The organism is Algoriphagus aquimarinus (genome assembly GCF_007997215.1).
In the GTDB taxonomy this organism is placed as follows: domain Bacteria; phylum Bacteroidota; class Bacteroidia; order Cytophagales; family Cyclobacteriaceae; genus Algoriphagus; species Algoriphagus aquimarinus_A.
Window position 1 is genome coordinate 335,302 of sequence record NZ_VORW01000002.1, and the last position, 14,507, is coordinate 349,808.

14 protein-coding genes are annotated in these 14,507 nt (G+C 40.5%); 10 read left to right on the forward strand and 4 right to left on the reverse strand.

The window, feature by feature from the left end; genetic code table 11:
• The first annotated feature begins 70 nt into the window (after positions 1-70).
• From ESV85_RS05985 to ESV85_RS22465, 10 genes are all read left to right on the forward strand, one after another.
• Positions 71-1,261 carry an efflux RND transporter periplasmic adaptor subunit gene (locus ESV85_RS05985; protein WP_146915703.1) on the forward strand — a complete coding sequence of 397 codons (1,191 nt, stop codon included), beginning with the start codon at positions 71-73 and terminating at the stop codon, positions 1,259-1,261.
• A 38-nt stretch (positions 1,262-1,299) separates the two neighbouring features.
• Positions 1,300-3,264 carry a heavy metal translocating P-type ATPase gene (locus ESV85_RS05990; protein ID WP_146915705.1) on the forward strand — a complete coding sequence of 655 codons (1,965 nt, stop codon included), beginning with the start codon at positions 1,300-1,302 and terminating at the stop codon, positions 3,262-3,264.
• A gap of 68 nt (positions 3,265-3,332) precedes the next feature.
• On the forward strand, positions 3,333-3,689 hold the full coding sequence (locus ESV85_RS05995) for an STAS/SEC14 domain-containing protein (protein WP_146915707.1): 357 nt from the start codon (positions 3,333-3,335) through the stop codon (positions 3,687-3,689).
• Between the two features lie 220 nt (positions 3,690-3,909).
• Positions 3,910-4,704 carry a cation transporter gene (locus ESV85_RS06000; RefSeq protein WP_146915709.1) on the forward strand — a complete coding sequence of 265 codons (795 nt, stop codon included), beginning with the start codon at positions 3,910-3,912 and terminating at the stop codon, positions 4,702-4,704.
• A 534-nt stretch (positions 4,705-5,238) separates the two neighbouring features.
• Complete coding sequence (locus ESV85_RS06005; RefSeq protein WP_146915711.1) at positions 5,239-6,423, forward strand: di-heme oxidoredictase family protein; 1,185 nt, start codon at positions 5,239-5,241, stop codon at positions 6,421-6,423.
• A 62-nt stretch (positions 6,424-6,485) separates the two neighbouring features.
• Complete coding sequence (locus ESV85_RS06010; protein ID WP_191321947.1) at positions 6,486-6,875, forward strand: Rieske (2Fe-2S) protein; 390 nt, start codon at positions 6,486-6,488, stop codon at positions 6,873-6,875.
• Positions 6,872-8,098 (forward strand): hypothetical protein, encoded by a 1,227-nt coding sequence (locus ESV85_RS06015; RefSeq protein WP_146915715.1) that lies wholly within the window; start codon positions 6,872-6,874, stop codon positions 8,096-8,098. Before ESV85_RS06010 ends, ESV85_RS06015 begins: the two co-directional genes overlap by 4 nt.
• A 97-nt stretch (positions 8,099-8,195) precedes the next feature.
• Positions 8,196-8,564 carry an ArsR/SmtB family transcription factor gene (locus ESV85_RS06020; RefSeq protein WP_223275920.1) on the forward strand — a complete coding sequence of 123 codons (369 nt, stop codon included), beginning with the start codon at positions 8,196-8,198 and terminating at the stop codon, positions 8,562-8,564.
• Positions 8,561-9,154 (forward strand): mercuric transport protein MerTP, encoded by a 594-nt coding sequence (gene merTP / locus ESV85_RS06025; RefSeq protein ID WP_146915719.1) that lies wholly within the window; start codon positions 8,561-8,563, stop codon positions 9,152-9,154. Before ESV85_RS06020 ends, merTP begins: the two co-directional genes overlap by 4 nt.
• Before the next feature lie 5 nt (positions 9,155-9,159).
• Positions 9,160-9,369 (forward strand): GDCCVxC domain-containing (seleno)protein, encoded by a 210-nt coding sequence (locus ESV85_RS22465; protein WP_146915721.1) that lies wholly within the window; start codon positions 9,160-9,162, stop codon positions 9,367-9,369.
• Between the two features lie 465 nt (positions 9,370-9,834).
• On the opposite strand, the gene ESV85_RS06035 is transcribed toward ESV85_RS22465, so the two are convergent.
• The 4 genes from ESV85_RS06035 to rhuM all read right to left on the reverse strand — a co-directional run bounded on the left by ESV85_RS06035 (position 9,835) and on the right by rhuM (position 14,496).
• Positions 9,835-11,034: an MFS transporter gene (locus tag ESV85_RS06035; RefSeq protein WP_146915723.1), complete on the reverse strand. Its 1,200-nt coding sequence runs from the start codon at positions 11,032-11,034 to the stop codon at positions 9,835-9,837.
• 6 nt (positions 11,035-11,040) lie between these two features.
• Positions 11,041-12,165 (reverse strand): MBL fold metallo-hydrolase, encoded by a 1,125-nt coding sequence (locus ESV85_RS06040; RefSeq protein ID WP_146915725.1) that lies wholly within the window; start codon positions 12,163-12,165, stop codon positions 11,041-11,043.
• 67 nt (positions 12,166-12,232) lie between these two features.
• Positions 12,233-12,808, reverse strand: a complete 576-nt coding sequence (locus ESV85_RS06045; RefSeq protein WP_146915727.1) for a Crp/Fnr family transcriptional regulator — start codon at positions 12,806-12,808, stop codon at positions 12,233-12,235.
• A gap of 740 nt (positions 12,809-13,548) precedes the next feature.
• Positions 13,549-14,496, reverse strand: a complete 948-nt coding sequence (gene rhuM / locus ESV85_RS06050; RefSeq protein WP_146915728.1) for a RhuM family protein — start codon at positions 14,494-14,496, stop codon at positions 13,549-13,551.
• Between the last annotated feature and the right edge of the window lie 11 nt (positions 14,497-14,507).

Below are 14,507 nucleotides of genomic sequence, written 5' to 3' on the forward strand. Positions count from 1 at the left end.
AAAAGTCATTCAGAAGAATGAGTCTAAACCCTTTGAGATTCCATAGTACCAATACTAAAAATCATTTAAAATGAAAAAATATATCATAAACAGCCTAATTACCTTGACGATCGCTGGTATTATAGTTTCCTGTAATTCCAAGATTGAAAGTGTTGAAATTCAGGGAGAGCACGAAGAAAATGAATCCAGAGTAGAACTGTCTCAAGCGCAATATGAGGTAACAGGGATTGAGCTGGGCAAATTGGAATTTAAAGAAATTGGAAGCGAACTTATGGTGAATGGGGTGATCGATGTCCCCCCGCAGAACAATATATCCATTACCATGCCCTATGGAGGTTTTGTGAAAAACACCACACTTCTTCCTGGCGATGCTGTCAAAAAAGGACAGCTGCTTGTAACGATAGAAAATCCTGAGTTCATTCAATTTCAACAGGACTATTTAGAGAGTCTGGCTAACAGCTCCTATTTAAAATCTGAGTACGAGCGTCAGGAGAAATTGTATGGTGAACAAGTGGCCTCCGGAAAAACCTTTGAAGAATCAAAAAGTAATTTTCTGGCCAATGAGGCAAGAATAAAAACTTCCAAAGCACGGTTAACAATGATTGGTTTTGATCCTGGGAAAGTGGAAACAGGAGAAATTAAATCTGTAGTAAATATCTATTCCCCTGTTGCCGGTTCGGTGCTTGATGTGTATACTAATATTGGCAAATATGTCAGTCCGCAGGATGTGATCATGGATTTAACCAATTCGGATGATTTGCATGTGGAACTTTCTGTCTATGAAAATGACATTACTAAAATTAAAAAGGATCAACGCATCAAATTCAATATTGCCAATACGGATGAAGAATGGAGAGAGGCGCATGTGTTTTTGGTAGGTAAGGGAGTCAGAAAGGATAGGTCAGTAACCGTTCATGGTCATTTTGACAGCAAGAATACTGATTTGCTCCCAGGAATGTATGTGACTGCCAAAATAGAAACTGCAAGTGAAAAAGCGCTAGTAGCGCCAAATGATGCAGTTGTACGGTTTGGAGAGAAACATTTTATTTTTTCCTATTTGGGACAGCGGGATGAAAACGGGAAACCCGCTTACGATTATGAGATGATAGAAGTGATAATGGGAAATAATGAAGACGGGTTTACTGAGGTGACATTATTGGATTCCGCCCGTGCCTATGAGGAAATCAAACTGGTAACTAAGGGAGCTTTCACACTACTTTCAAAAGCTAAAAACAGCGAAGAAGAAGGTGGACATCATTGAAAAACAAAGGAAAAATACGCTAACTGATATATGAAATCATGGAAAAGGAAAAAGTAGAACATTCAGGGATATTCGGAAAAAATAGTGAGTTGATTTTCTCAATTTGTTGTGGAGCTCTCTTGGGAATCGGGTTTGGTTTAAGTTTTATGGAGTCCGTACCTCAATGGGTTAGTCTTGGAATGTATATAGGAGCCTATTTTTTTGGAGGGTTCTATACTGCCAAAGAAGCAATTGAGACCATTCTTAAAGGTGGGTTTGAAATAGATTTTCTCATGTTGGTCGCAGCCATTGGGGCTGCGATCCTTGGGGAATGGGCCGAGGGTGCTTTGCTGCTATTTTTGTTTAGTCTCGGGCATTCACTGGAGCACTACGCTATGGGAAAAGCACATAAATCGATTGAGTCTTTAGCAACTCTAGCTCCCAAAACTGCCTTGAAAAAGGATGAGAATACTACCAAAGAAATCGGTATTGAAGAATTGGAAATTGGGGATATTATTTTAGTCAAGCCCAACACTCGTATAGCTGCTGATGGAGTAGTAATCAAAGGTAGTAGCGCCGTTGATCAGGCCCCCATCACAGGTGAGAGTATTCCGGTGGACAAAGTTGCTATGCAAAATGCAGATTCAAATGAATTATCTCTTAAAGATGTTCCTGAAGAAAGCCGTGCATTTTCAGGGACTATAAATGGAAATGGAACCTTGGAAATAAAGGTGTTGAAATTAGCCACGGACTCTACCGTATCAAGATTGATCACCTTAGTCAACGAAGCAAAGGCACAAAAGTCTCCTACTCAGTTACTCACTGATAAATTTGAGAAGTATTTTGTCCCTTCGGTATTGGTTTTGGTGGTGATACTGTGCTTTGCTTTTTTAGTCATTGATGAGTCTTTTAGCCAAAGTTTTTATAGAGCGATGGCTGTTTTGGTAGCTGCGAGTCCTTGTGCATTGGCCATTGCTACACCCAGTGCTGTATTAAGCGGTATAGCCCGTGCTGCCAAAAAAGGAGTATTGATCAAAGGGGGGAGACCCTTGGAAGATTTAGGTGTTTTGACTGCAATCGCTTTTGATAAAACAGGAACACTCACTGAAGGGAAACCCAAAATCACAGAGGTGATTGCTCTGGAAGGAATTTCCACCGAAGAATTACTTGGAGATGCTATAGCAGTGGAAGAGCTGAGTGATCACCCACTTGCCAAAGCGGTAGTTAGAGACGGTAAAGAACGAATGGATGGCAAAGAAATTCCCAAAGCTGATTCATTGGAAGCAGTGTTGGGAAAAGGAATTAAGGCTAATGTGGGTTCGGATAAAATCTATATCGGAAACCTGGATTTATATGAAGCGCTGGATGATAAAAAACCTTCTAAAGAGGTAGTCAAAAAAATTGAAGAATTGGAGTCCAATGGAAATACAACTATCCTCATCAGGAAAAATGACACCTATATGGGTATCATTGGACTGATGGACACTCCTAGGGAATCGGCCAAAGCTACCTTAAGGGAACTGAAGGAGATTGGAATTGAAAAGATGATCATGCTCAGTGGCGATAACCAGAAAGTCGCAGATGCAATTGCCAATGAGGTTGGACTGACTGGTGCAAGAGGAAGCCTACTGCCTGAAGAAAAAGTAGAAGCTATCAAGCAATTAAAGCAGTCAGAATCCAAAATCGCCATGGTCGGCGACGGGGTAAATGATGCTCCGGCTATGGCTGCAAGTACCGTGGGTATTGCCATGGGAGCAGCAGGTTCTGATGTCGCTTTGGAAACTGCAGATATTGCATTGATGGCTGATAAACTTGAAGTATTGCCTTTTGCAATTGGGCTAAGTAGAAAAGCTAAGGGGATTATTAAACAAAACCTGTGGATCAGTTTAGGTGTAGTAGGTGTATTGATTCCCGCTACGATCTTTGGATTTGCCTCAATAGGAATTGCTGTACTTATCCATGAAGGATCTACGATAGTCGTTGTAGTAAATGCATTAAGGTTGCTGGGATACCAGAGAAAATGAATTAACCACAGGGAAGTAGAGGAATCAATCCCCACGCAGGGTGGGGATATTTACTTAAAAACAATATTATGCTGCAGATACTAGAACAGACTGAAAACAATATCATAGCAACAAAAGCCTCAGGAAAATTAACTGAAGTTGATTACAAAAAGCTATTACCATTATTGAAGAACGCGCTCGACAAGCATTCAAAGATTCGATGGTACTTTGAAATGGTTGATTTTGAAGGGTGGGAATTGAAAGCCTTTTGGGAAGATGTGAAGTTTGATGCAAAACATGCCAATGACTTTGATAAAGTGGCCATGGTAGGTGAAAAAAAATGGGAGAAAAAGATGTCTGACCTAATGGGTTTTTTCACATCTGCTAAAGTTAAATACTTTGATATTTCAGATAAAGAAGCTGCGTTAAAGTGGATTAAAAAATAACAGCTAGACAGTAGCAAAAAAAGATAACAATATCAGACAGTCTTTTTCCTGAATCTAGCCTTTACCGTGGTAGAAGTCACAGGAGGTTTGATTTCAGGCAGATTCATGCAATTTTAAGCGATATAGATACCGAACATACCAACATTGATCTGAAGAGTTCTGATTGATAATATATACTTAAATCTTAAAAATCTTTCATTCAAAAGATAAGCTAGTCAACATGCAAAAAACAATCTTTGAGATAACCAAAATGGACTGCCCTTCGGAGGAGAATCTTATCAGGATGAATTTGGACGGTATTTCCAGTATTGAGAATTTGGAATTTGATATTCCTAACCGGAAACTGACAGTTTTTCATCAAGGGGAAATTGAAGCAATCGAAAAGTCTATTGTGGACTTAAATTTAGGAGGGAGGAAAATTTCCACCGAACAGACTGACCAAACGGTCTTTAAAGAACACACTCACCAAAAAAAGTTACTATGGTCTGTCCTTGCAATAAACTTTGCATTTTTTCTAATAGAAATGACCACGGGAATTATTTCCAAATCTATGGGGCTGGTTGCCGATAGCTTGGATATGCTTGCGGACAGTTTTGTGTATGGGATTAGTTTATTTGCAGTGGGGGGAACAATATATAGGAAAAAGCGGATTGCTAAATGGGCTGGATATTTTCAAATTATACTTGCGATCATAGGATTTGTAGAGGTATTAAGAAGGTTTTTTGGAGTCGAGAAGCTTCCGGATTTTTCAACAATGATTATTGTCTCAATTCTTGCTCTCATGGCGAATGGAATTTGCCTTTACCTGTTGCAAAAATCGAAAAGCAAAGAAGAGGCTCATATGAAAGCAAGCATGATTTTTACATCAAATGATGTAATTATTAATTTAGGTGTAATTGCTGCAGGACTACTAGTTCATTGGCTAGGATCGAGTATGCCTGATCTGGTTATAGGAGCAATTGTTTTTGTCCTGGTTGTTCAAGGGGCATTTAGAATTTTAAAAGTGAGCAAGTAGAGGCGTTTTACTCGGAAAAACTTCCCTAAATTATCATGTTAAATAAATCAGGAAGTTCTTTTTTAGATTAAAGAGGCGGTTTTAAGGGTTTACCTGGAAATAGTACATTATGGCTTTAGTCTGAGTCAAAGCTGGAGAATTGAAGGCTAGAAGTGATTCTACTGCAGCTTCCACATTTTTTTTTTGAACAGCTGCTAGATTCTTGGCATTATCGTCTATAGCACCGATGTAAGCTACTTTATTTCCTTCTCTAGTTTTATTCCACTTTCTTACCGATAGGATGAATAGTCAGTGAGATTTAGGTGATGACAATAAAGGTAGCGATGTCCAATCCGAATGAATAATTAAATAAGCATCTATCTCGGGCTTTAAACAGTAATCTTCTTAAGAAAATTGAGAAAATTATCTCAAAATCCTTCCATACATATGAAGCTCTAAGAATGAAAGTCACATCAATAGGTAACAGTTTTTATTAGAAAAAATATTTATTAGGTCAATCTAACTTATTACTTTTACTATTCTAATAATAAATTTGTGAAGAAGCTTATTCTGATACTGCTCGTTTGCCTGGCTTTCGCCTGCGAAAACATCATTCCCGAACTGCCGGCAGAGAATGAAATTCTGGACGGCCCTTTAAAAGGGCTCAATACCAGCGAACAAGCTCAATTCCTTGCTGGGGATTTTGCCTTCAATGATGAGGTATTTTCCTCTGGTGTCGGTCTGGGGCCTACGTTCGTGGCTACTTCCTGCGGTAGTTGCCATGCAGGTGATGGAAAAGGACATCCGTTTACTACACTGACACGCTTTGGCCAGACGGCTCCAAATACGCCTCCCAACCTGCATATCGGGGGCCCTCAACTCCAAAACAGAGCTATACCAGGATACACACCGGAAATACTTCCAGAAGGAACGCCATTCATGAAGCTGACCCCTCCTGCTGTCACTGGCTTGGGTTTTCTGTCAGCCCTAACAGATGAGCAGATCCTGACTAATGCAGACCCCTACGATCTGGACGGAGACGGAATTTCCGGGGTGCCCAACTATGTGAATCCTCCGGCTTATTTTGTTCCTCAGAGGTTTCATCAAGATGCACATGGGCGCTATATAGGGCGTTTTGGCAAAAAGGCAGCTGCCATCGATCTTCACCACCAGACCGTATCAGCGTACAACCAGGACATGGGCATTACTTCCACATTTGAACCTGTTGATCCTTTTTCAGGATTAGCGGTTGATCCGGAAGTGAGCGACCAGACGATCAGAGATGTGGTTTTTTACCTCCGGACACTTAAAGCTCCCATCCAGCGCTCACAAAATGACCAACAAATAATTCAGGGAAAGACTTTGTTTTCCCAAATCCAATGTGGGGATTGTCACACCTCTGAATGGACCACCCTAACCTCTGATATTGTAGCATTGTCCAATAAAACCTTTTTCCCATACACAGACCTTTTGCTACATGATATGGGGACGGGACTGGACGACGGTGTAACCGAAGGCTCTGCTGAAACTTTCGAATGGCGAACACCTCCCCTTTGGGGTTTGGGCCTTTCGCCCAACTCTCAGGGAGGCAGCTACTTTCTCATGCACGATGGTCGGGCTTCTACCATCGAGGAGGCAATTTTACAACACGGTGGAGAGGCAAATACAAGCCGTACCAAGTTTGAGTCGCTATCCGCAGAAGATAAAACTGCTTTGATCCGTTTTCTTGAATCCCTATAACCTTCAAATCCATGAATAGAAATGAGTTTATAAAAAGCTGTGGATGGGGGTGTTTTGGCATAATGGCGGGAATTTCCGGCTTATCCTCCTGTGCTGGCACCAAATACTTTCAGGCAAGCTTGGATGGAGATTTTATGATAGTTCCGATGGATGCATTCGTGAATCTTAAGAACGGTCAATCCAGCTATCGGTCAAGTGTGATAGCGCATCACGAATCACTTCAATATCCCATTGCGGTTTTCCGGTTGTCTGAAACAGCATATCAAGCATTATGGATGCGATGTACCCATCAGGGCACAGAACTTCAGGTCTTTGGCGACCGGCTCCAATGCCCTGCCCATGGTAGTGAATTCACCAATACCGGTATGGTGCAAAACGGCCCGGCAGACGATCCATTGAGAACCTTTCCTGTTCAGATTGAAGCAAACACCTTAAAGATCGACTTGAAATGAAAAAATATTTATTCCTTCCTGTCTTTTTGTTTGCCCTGGTTGCAAATGCCCAGATCGACAGTACACTGTTAAAAAGAATACCGGTAGATACTTCAAGTACTCAAACCATGAACATGGATGCAGTGTACAATCGTCCTTTTCTTCAGATAGGAAATTTGCCGGCTTCCATTGGTGGGTACGTAGAGGCCGATTATCAATACATGGGCCAAGATGGGATCACTGAGGGCCACAGTTTTCGTATCCCCCGCTTTACTCTCTTTGTGGCTTCTTCGATTCACAGGAAAATCAAGTTCCTCTCTGAGATTGAGTTGGAGGAGGGCGGAAAACAAATATCCATCGAATTTGCTGCGTTGGATTTAAATTTCCATCCTCTACTTAACCTACGTGGTGGAGTAGTGATGAATCCCATCGGAGCATTCAACCAAAATCATGACGGTCCAAAATGGGAATTTGTGGATCGGCCAATTGCCATGACTGAAATGCTGGCAGCCACTTGGAGCAATGTTGGTTTTGGTCTGTATGGCAAATATTACTCTAAAGCTTGGGCTTTTGGGTATGAAGCCTACCTGACTAATGGCTTCGACAACAGCATAATCAGTAATAATCAAAACAAAACTTTTCTACCGGCAGCCAAAGAAAATGCCCTACGCTTTGAAGAAAGCAGCAATGGGCAACCCTTGTTCACAGGCAAAATAGCAGTCAGAAACAACAAGGTGGGAGAAATAGGACTTTCCTACATGGGGGGAATTTATAACCGATTTGAGGAAGATGGTCTTGTTCTGGATGCCAAAAGACACCTGGACGTAGTAGCCGTGGATTTCAACACTACCATTTCGGCAACAAAAACCTATTTGGTTGGCGAATGGGCCTGGGTAATGGTTGATGTGCCGGAGACTTACAGTCAGCAATTTGGTGAACGGCAAAAGGGAGGGTTCGTAGACATTGTACAACCTATTTTGAGAGGGAAACTGGCAGGTTTTGATAAAGCCGTGTTCAGCCTGGCCTGCCGACTGGAATATGTGGACTGGAACGTGGGAAGGTTCGAGGAAACCGGAGGAAATATTTCTGATGATTTGTGGGCTGTAGTCCCGACAATCAGTTTCAGACCAGTATCACAAACGGTCATCCGACTTAACTATCGGTACATGCAACAACAGGATATCTTGGGAAATCCACCAGCTAAAATCGGGGGAGTGCAATTTGGGTTGTCCAGCTATTTTTAACCGCATTGTATTCCAAAGTGGTAATTTCAGTATTTAAGGACTTGCTTAAATAAATTTTACTTCATAGCTTGTTAAGCAAATGCTTAAATACAAATATATGAATACATGTATTCGCGTCTTTGCCGATAGCGACCAGATCAATAGGTGCCGGGAGGACTTGAAAAGCAAGGAGGAAGATTTTTTAGAACTTGCAGATGTATTGAATCTTGCCGGCAATGCGGTCCGCCTCAAAATCCTGTACCTCCTGAAGCAGGAAAATGAACTTTGTCCGTGCGACATATCAGACATTTTGTGTATGACTGTTCCAGCCGTCTCCCAGCATTTGAAAAAGTTGAAGGATGCAAGAATCGTGACTACTAAAAAATCGGGACAAACCATTTTTTATTCAGTAGAAGCGCAAAGTCAGCGAATCATTTCGTCAGTGCTCGATTTGTTTAACCTCCCAAATTCTAATACTACGTTTTGAGAAAACCCCTTTTAACTAGTGGCCTTTTAGCTGCTTTAGTGAGTTCCCTTTGCTGTATCACCCCGGTGGTTGCTCTAGTGGCGGGTACAAGCGGGATTGCATCCACTTTTTCCTGGCTTGAACCAGCAAGACCTTACTTTATAGCTTTTACAATTTTGACACTTGGTTTTGCTTGGTATCAGATATTGAAACCTAAAAGAGAAGCGGATTGCTATTGCGAGACGCCGACTAATCCGAAGTTGATTGAAACCAAAACATTTTTGGGTATTTTGACTGCATTTGCCATGCTCATGCTTGCCTTTCCTAGTTACTCGCACATCTTCTACCCCAAGACAGGAAGCCAGACGGAACTGGTTGACAATGAAAATCTTCAGACCGTAGAGTTTTCTATCAATGGGATGACATGCGCAAGTTGTGAAGAACATGTAAACCATGAAGTGAATAAACTTTCTGGAATAATCAGCTCGACCACATCCTATGATAACGGCAATGCTATTATACAGTTTGACAGCTTAAAAACGAATGTTTCTGAAATTGAAACAGCAATAAATAGAACAGGTTACAAAGTAACAGAAAGAAAGGAAAAGTAATTAGCATGAATGCCCTACTAAAATCAATAATCACCTGCCCTGAGTGCGGAAATCAAAAAGAAGAAAACATGCCGACAGATGCCTGTCAATTCTTTTATGAATGTGAGAATTGTAAAAAGGTATTGAAACCTAAGAAGGGAGATTGCTGTGTTTATTGCTCGTATGGAACAGTGCCTTGCCCTCCTATTCAAGAGAACAAGCCTTGTTGTTCCTGAAATTGGCAAAATCTACCTTCCTATATTCAAAGGATAGCACATCTGGTTATAAATTTTTTTCTAATTAAATATTAAGTTATTTAAGTCTAAATCACCTTTAGCCATAGATTTCGAGAAGTCTTTATTTATCACTTTATCCTTTTATTTGAATAATTTAAATGATGATCTAATTAGGGGATTTATTTCATCTAAAAATTGGTTAAAAGTAACACACTGCCAAGCTAAGTAGGGTACTGAGATAAGTTATACACCGTTCTTCAATTTCGGTTCCAGTCTTTATTAGCTTTTCAACTAGTTTGTTTCTACAAAAAAAATGAACATTCAAATCACCATAAAGAGTAGTTTCAAGTAGATATAACTAACGTATTTTCCTTCCTGTGAGATAAATCTTTAAGTAAAATTGAATTTTAAAATTCTCATTCAAAATATACCTCTATAATCGTTGGTAAATTGGAGTTTATTTAACTACTCATACTTCATTCTTGCCTTTATCACAATTGAGGATAATAAAGTAATAATTCCAATAAGAATTATTGAATTGTCAACTCCAAAAAAGTCCGCTATTAAACCTGTCAAAATTGCACCTATTGCATAACCTAAATCACGCCACAATCTAAAAACTCCTATAGAGTTAGCTCTTTGTTCAGGATGGGTATAATCTGCAATTGCGGCAAGGAAGGTTGGATAGACCACTGCTGTTCCAATCCCCAACAGGATGCTCAAAAGTGTGAATTGGACAAAGGAAGTAGCAAATGCCATTGCAACAATGGTTAAGCCTTGGATGAGCATTCCCCAAAACAGCATGGATTTCTTCACCCAGCTATCAGCTAGTTTACCTGTGACTAATTGACCTAAACCCCAAATTATCGGATAAACAGCTACAACTTTCCCAACTTCATCCAGACTAAATCCTTTACTTGCCAAGAGAATAGGGAATAGCCCCCAGATCATCCCGTCATTCAGGTTGTTGACCAATCCTGCCTGAGTAATGGAACCAAGATTTGGGTTTGACCAAGTGGTCTCTCGAAATACATTTTTTAGCTTCTTGACCTGGCTGACTTTGGTCTCTGAACTGACATGATGTATTGTGTCCTTTACAAAAAAATAGCTGGCCAAAAGACCTACTATAGCAAACCCGATTCCTAAGTAAAACGGATAGGGGCGAACCCCATATTCTGAGGCTATCAACCCAGTGAGAAAAGCAACGATACCTACGGCCAGGTAGCCTGCCGATTCATTTAAACCCATGGCCAGCCCCCTGTTCCTGTCACCCACCAAGTCGATTTTCATCACTACGGTACTTGACCATGTCAGTCCCTGGTTTATTCCTAATAGGATGTTTGCTGCTATGATCCAATTCCAGTTTGTAGCATAGATTAGGATAAGTGGAACAGGAAGCCCGACTAACCAACCAATTACCAATAAGTTCTTTCGCCCAATCCTATTGGCAAAAGCACCAGTGTAATAGTTGGTAATGGCTTTGGATATTCCGAATACCACAATAAAGGATAGAATAGCAGATTTGGCAGCTATGCCAAAATCGGCTTCTGCAATCTGTGGCAGTATGGTTCGCTCCAAGCCTATCATGCCGCCAACAAAGCCATTGATAATGACCAGTAATGTGAACTGCCTCCAGTTCTCCTTTAACCCTAATTTAACTTCCATGACTCCTTATGATATGGCACAACGATTGGCTCCTGCTTCCAGATCAATAGGGTTCACATCTGTAAAATCTCCTGTAATGTTCTTCTCCACAATCTTCAGATAGTTTTCTGGTGGGTTAGGAATCCTTTTCAGCAAAGACTGAACAAACTCCTGCTCACTTTCTTTGAGCAATTGCGTGTTTTTCACTACCTCTCTCAATAAGGATTGTATTGGTTGATTATCAAATGCTACGGGTTGGCTGGTGTGACCTGGCATTACGATGATTGATTGGTCTAATCTTATAAGCTTTTGAATGGAATGAAAAAGTAAGATTGCTTTCTTCTCTGCTTCTTCTTTGTCTGCTTTCAGATCTGGTCTTCCTACACCGTTGGTAAATAGCGTATCACCTGTTAACAGCACTTTATCATTGATTAAATAACTGCTGCTCTCCAACGTGTGCCCTGGTGTGTGAATGGCTTTAATCTTTATGCTCCCTATGCTGAAATCTTGTCCATCTGCAATAGGGTTGAAGGGAAAACTCAGTTTGTCATTAGATGGAAGAGAAGGATTTATCCCATGCTTTTCAGCCAGTTCTAGTGTTCTACTCAAGTGGTCTGCATGAATATGTGTGTCAGCAACATAGTTAAGGACAAGTCCTCTTTGGTCTATAAATTCCTGATAAACCTCTACCGGCAAAGATGCGTCGACAATCATGGCTTCCAGATCTGAAATGACCATATAGGAAAGACAACCTTTTCCGGTGCGCCTAAATTGAATAATTTCAAAATCCTGCCCCCCTACAGGAGAGGCATCAAAGACTATTGAAGCTGTGTTCCAGGCGAGGCTCCAACTTTTCATACCTCCTTGGAGGTTATATGTTTCATATCCTGAATTATGAAGTATTTCGGCGGCATTTGAACTGGTTTTGCCTCCTGCACAGACTGTAACCACAGGAATGGACTTATCAAAGTTTACTAACTTTAAAGCGTCGGGATTGTTCTTTTTCAACTCAGTATAAGCATCTATGTGGATGCTCCCAGGGATTTTCCATTCTTCTCTTTCACCGGTTGGCCTGACATCCAAGACAGTCACTTTTTTGCCTGCATCCAGCCAGGCTCTTAATGTATCGGTATTGATTTCTCTTTGTCCCATCGTATTTCATTTGTCAATACAAAGGACGGAGTGTGCGTAATCAATCTCTTTTACATTTGTTAAATAATCAGGAGATTGCTGCTCTGATTCGGCTTAGGCTTACCTGAGTAATCCCCAGATAGGAGGCGATGTACTTTAAGGGGATTTCCCTGACTACCTCTGGTGATTTTTTAATGAGGTCCTGATATCTTTCCTCTGCAGTATGAAATTGCAGACTTTCAAGTCTGTTGATGGTATCAACATAAGATCGCTCCACTATTTTTCTAAAAAGTCTTTCTACCTCATGGTGTTTCTCAAATAATCCAAAAAGTAGAGCCGCAGGTATGGCAATAAAAGATGTATCGCTGATAGCCTGTATGGCTTTGTGACTTTGCTTCCCTGTAAAGAGGCTCTCAGCTCTGATAATCATGTCGTTTTCGAAGGCAAAATACTCAGTGACATCCTTATCCTCTTTAAAATAATTAATCCTTGCTATTCCTTCTACTACGAAGTATATCGTTCTGCAAGTTTGCCCGATTGATTGTAGATTGTTGTTTTTTTTGATGTGGACAATTGTGGTCAAATCACTTATTTCTTTTTTTGCCTCTGTTGAAATCGCATAGATGTCCGATAAGTAGTTAAGAAATTTGTTCAGATGTTCCATCATCATAATTTGAAATAATTTAGCTCTTCATTTTACCTTATAGGTGTCGTTTTCACTGCCTCCACTGTCCTAATTTCGGAATATCGCATTTAGAAAATTAAGGAATTCGGCAATACTGTCAAGCAGCATTAGTAATTTCTTGCAAATTCATCACTCACCTATTTCTTCTTACATCAGAGGTGTCGTAAACATTGACACTTAGATGATTCTCAACCACTATTAGGTAGACCTGAAGCATCCAATACAGCGAAAGCGCAATCCAACACCTCAGCTGAACTAGATCGATTTAGGTTCAGCGAAGTAGTAGAAACAGAACTCCTCGGATTACACGAAGGAAATTTTGTGCGCTATAGAATCAAGCCTTCCGAGTTTTCCGCGTGGATAAAGAAATGGGATTCATAAAAAATGGGATAGTTTAATCAAAAGGAATCGATTTGAATCACAAGCTGCATCAAAAACTCTATAAAACATAAAAAGTTGACCAAAACATGATGTACTAATAATTTAATTTATGGAGCAGTACTGATTTAAAATAGTTTACGATTTATCGGGCATAAATATCGGTTGTCCGACGAAATGTATATTTTTCATCCGCTGTATTTAGAGGTTGTGGTAAACTGAAAATACAGAAAAGGGGAAGCTTTCTGAAAGGAAATTTCCCTAAATTTTAAACCCTTTGTTGGATAGTAGTAATTAATAATTCCTATTCAATATACTGATCACAAGTTTCTTTACCGTTTCTATCTTCCCGACATTCGTCGGGACTGGCTCTCAGGTTTGCTGGAAGCAATGAACAAAGTCAGACTGGCCAGTGCATCATTGCTGATGATTGAATGGCCCTCCCCAGTATGTAATAGGTCATTTGACTGCAAAAAGAGGAGGAAGCAAGCTGCGGCTATCCGTTTGTTGCCATCTACGAAGCCGTGATTTTTGACAATTAGGTAAAGGAGCGTAGCGGCTTTTTCTTCAAGGGTAGGGTAGAAGTCCTCTTCACCAAAACCCTTGCTAATCTGTGCAACTGCGCTCTCAAAGCTCCCGTCTTTTTCCTTCCCAAATACTCCGGATTCAAAATCTGATTTCATAGCTAAAATAACTTCTTGGTAGTGCGCTAACTCAGGATAGTTTGCCTGTCTTTTAGTTAGTCCTTTTTTATCAAGGTTCTCATGATCATAATCATCCAGTAACTCAAGTCCTTTTGCAAAGTGATTAAGCCAATCCAAGTTTTGATCTTGTGCTTTTTGTTCAATTGCACGGCTTAGGATCCGGATTCCGTCTTTCAAGGTCAGGACTTCTTGTTGCTTCTGAGAAAGCCTCCTCTCATTGATGGCATAGCCCTGAACAAGGAAGTCTTTGAGCCGTTGGGTTGCCCATTGACGGAATTTTATACCATTTTTTGAATTTACTCTATAGCCAACTGATATGATCATGTCGAGGTTGAAGTGATCGATATTCCGTTCAATTTCCCTTTTTCCCTCCAGTTGAACTATCCGGAAATTCCGGATAGTTGGGTCCTTCTCCAATTCATGGCTTTTATAGATTGTTTTGATATGTTCATTTATTGTTCTTACATCCTTTCCAAAAAGCTCAGCCATTTGCTTTTGACTTAGCCATACAGTTTCCGCCTCAAATTTTACCTCAATTTGAGTCTGTCCATCACTTCCCTGATATATTTCGATTTGATTTCCCATTGTTGTTGTTG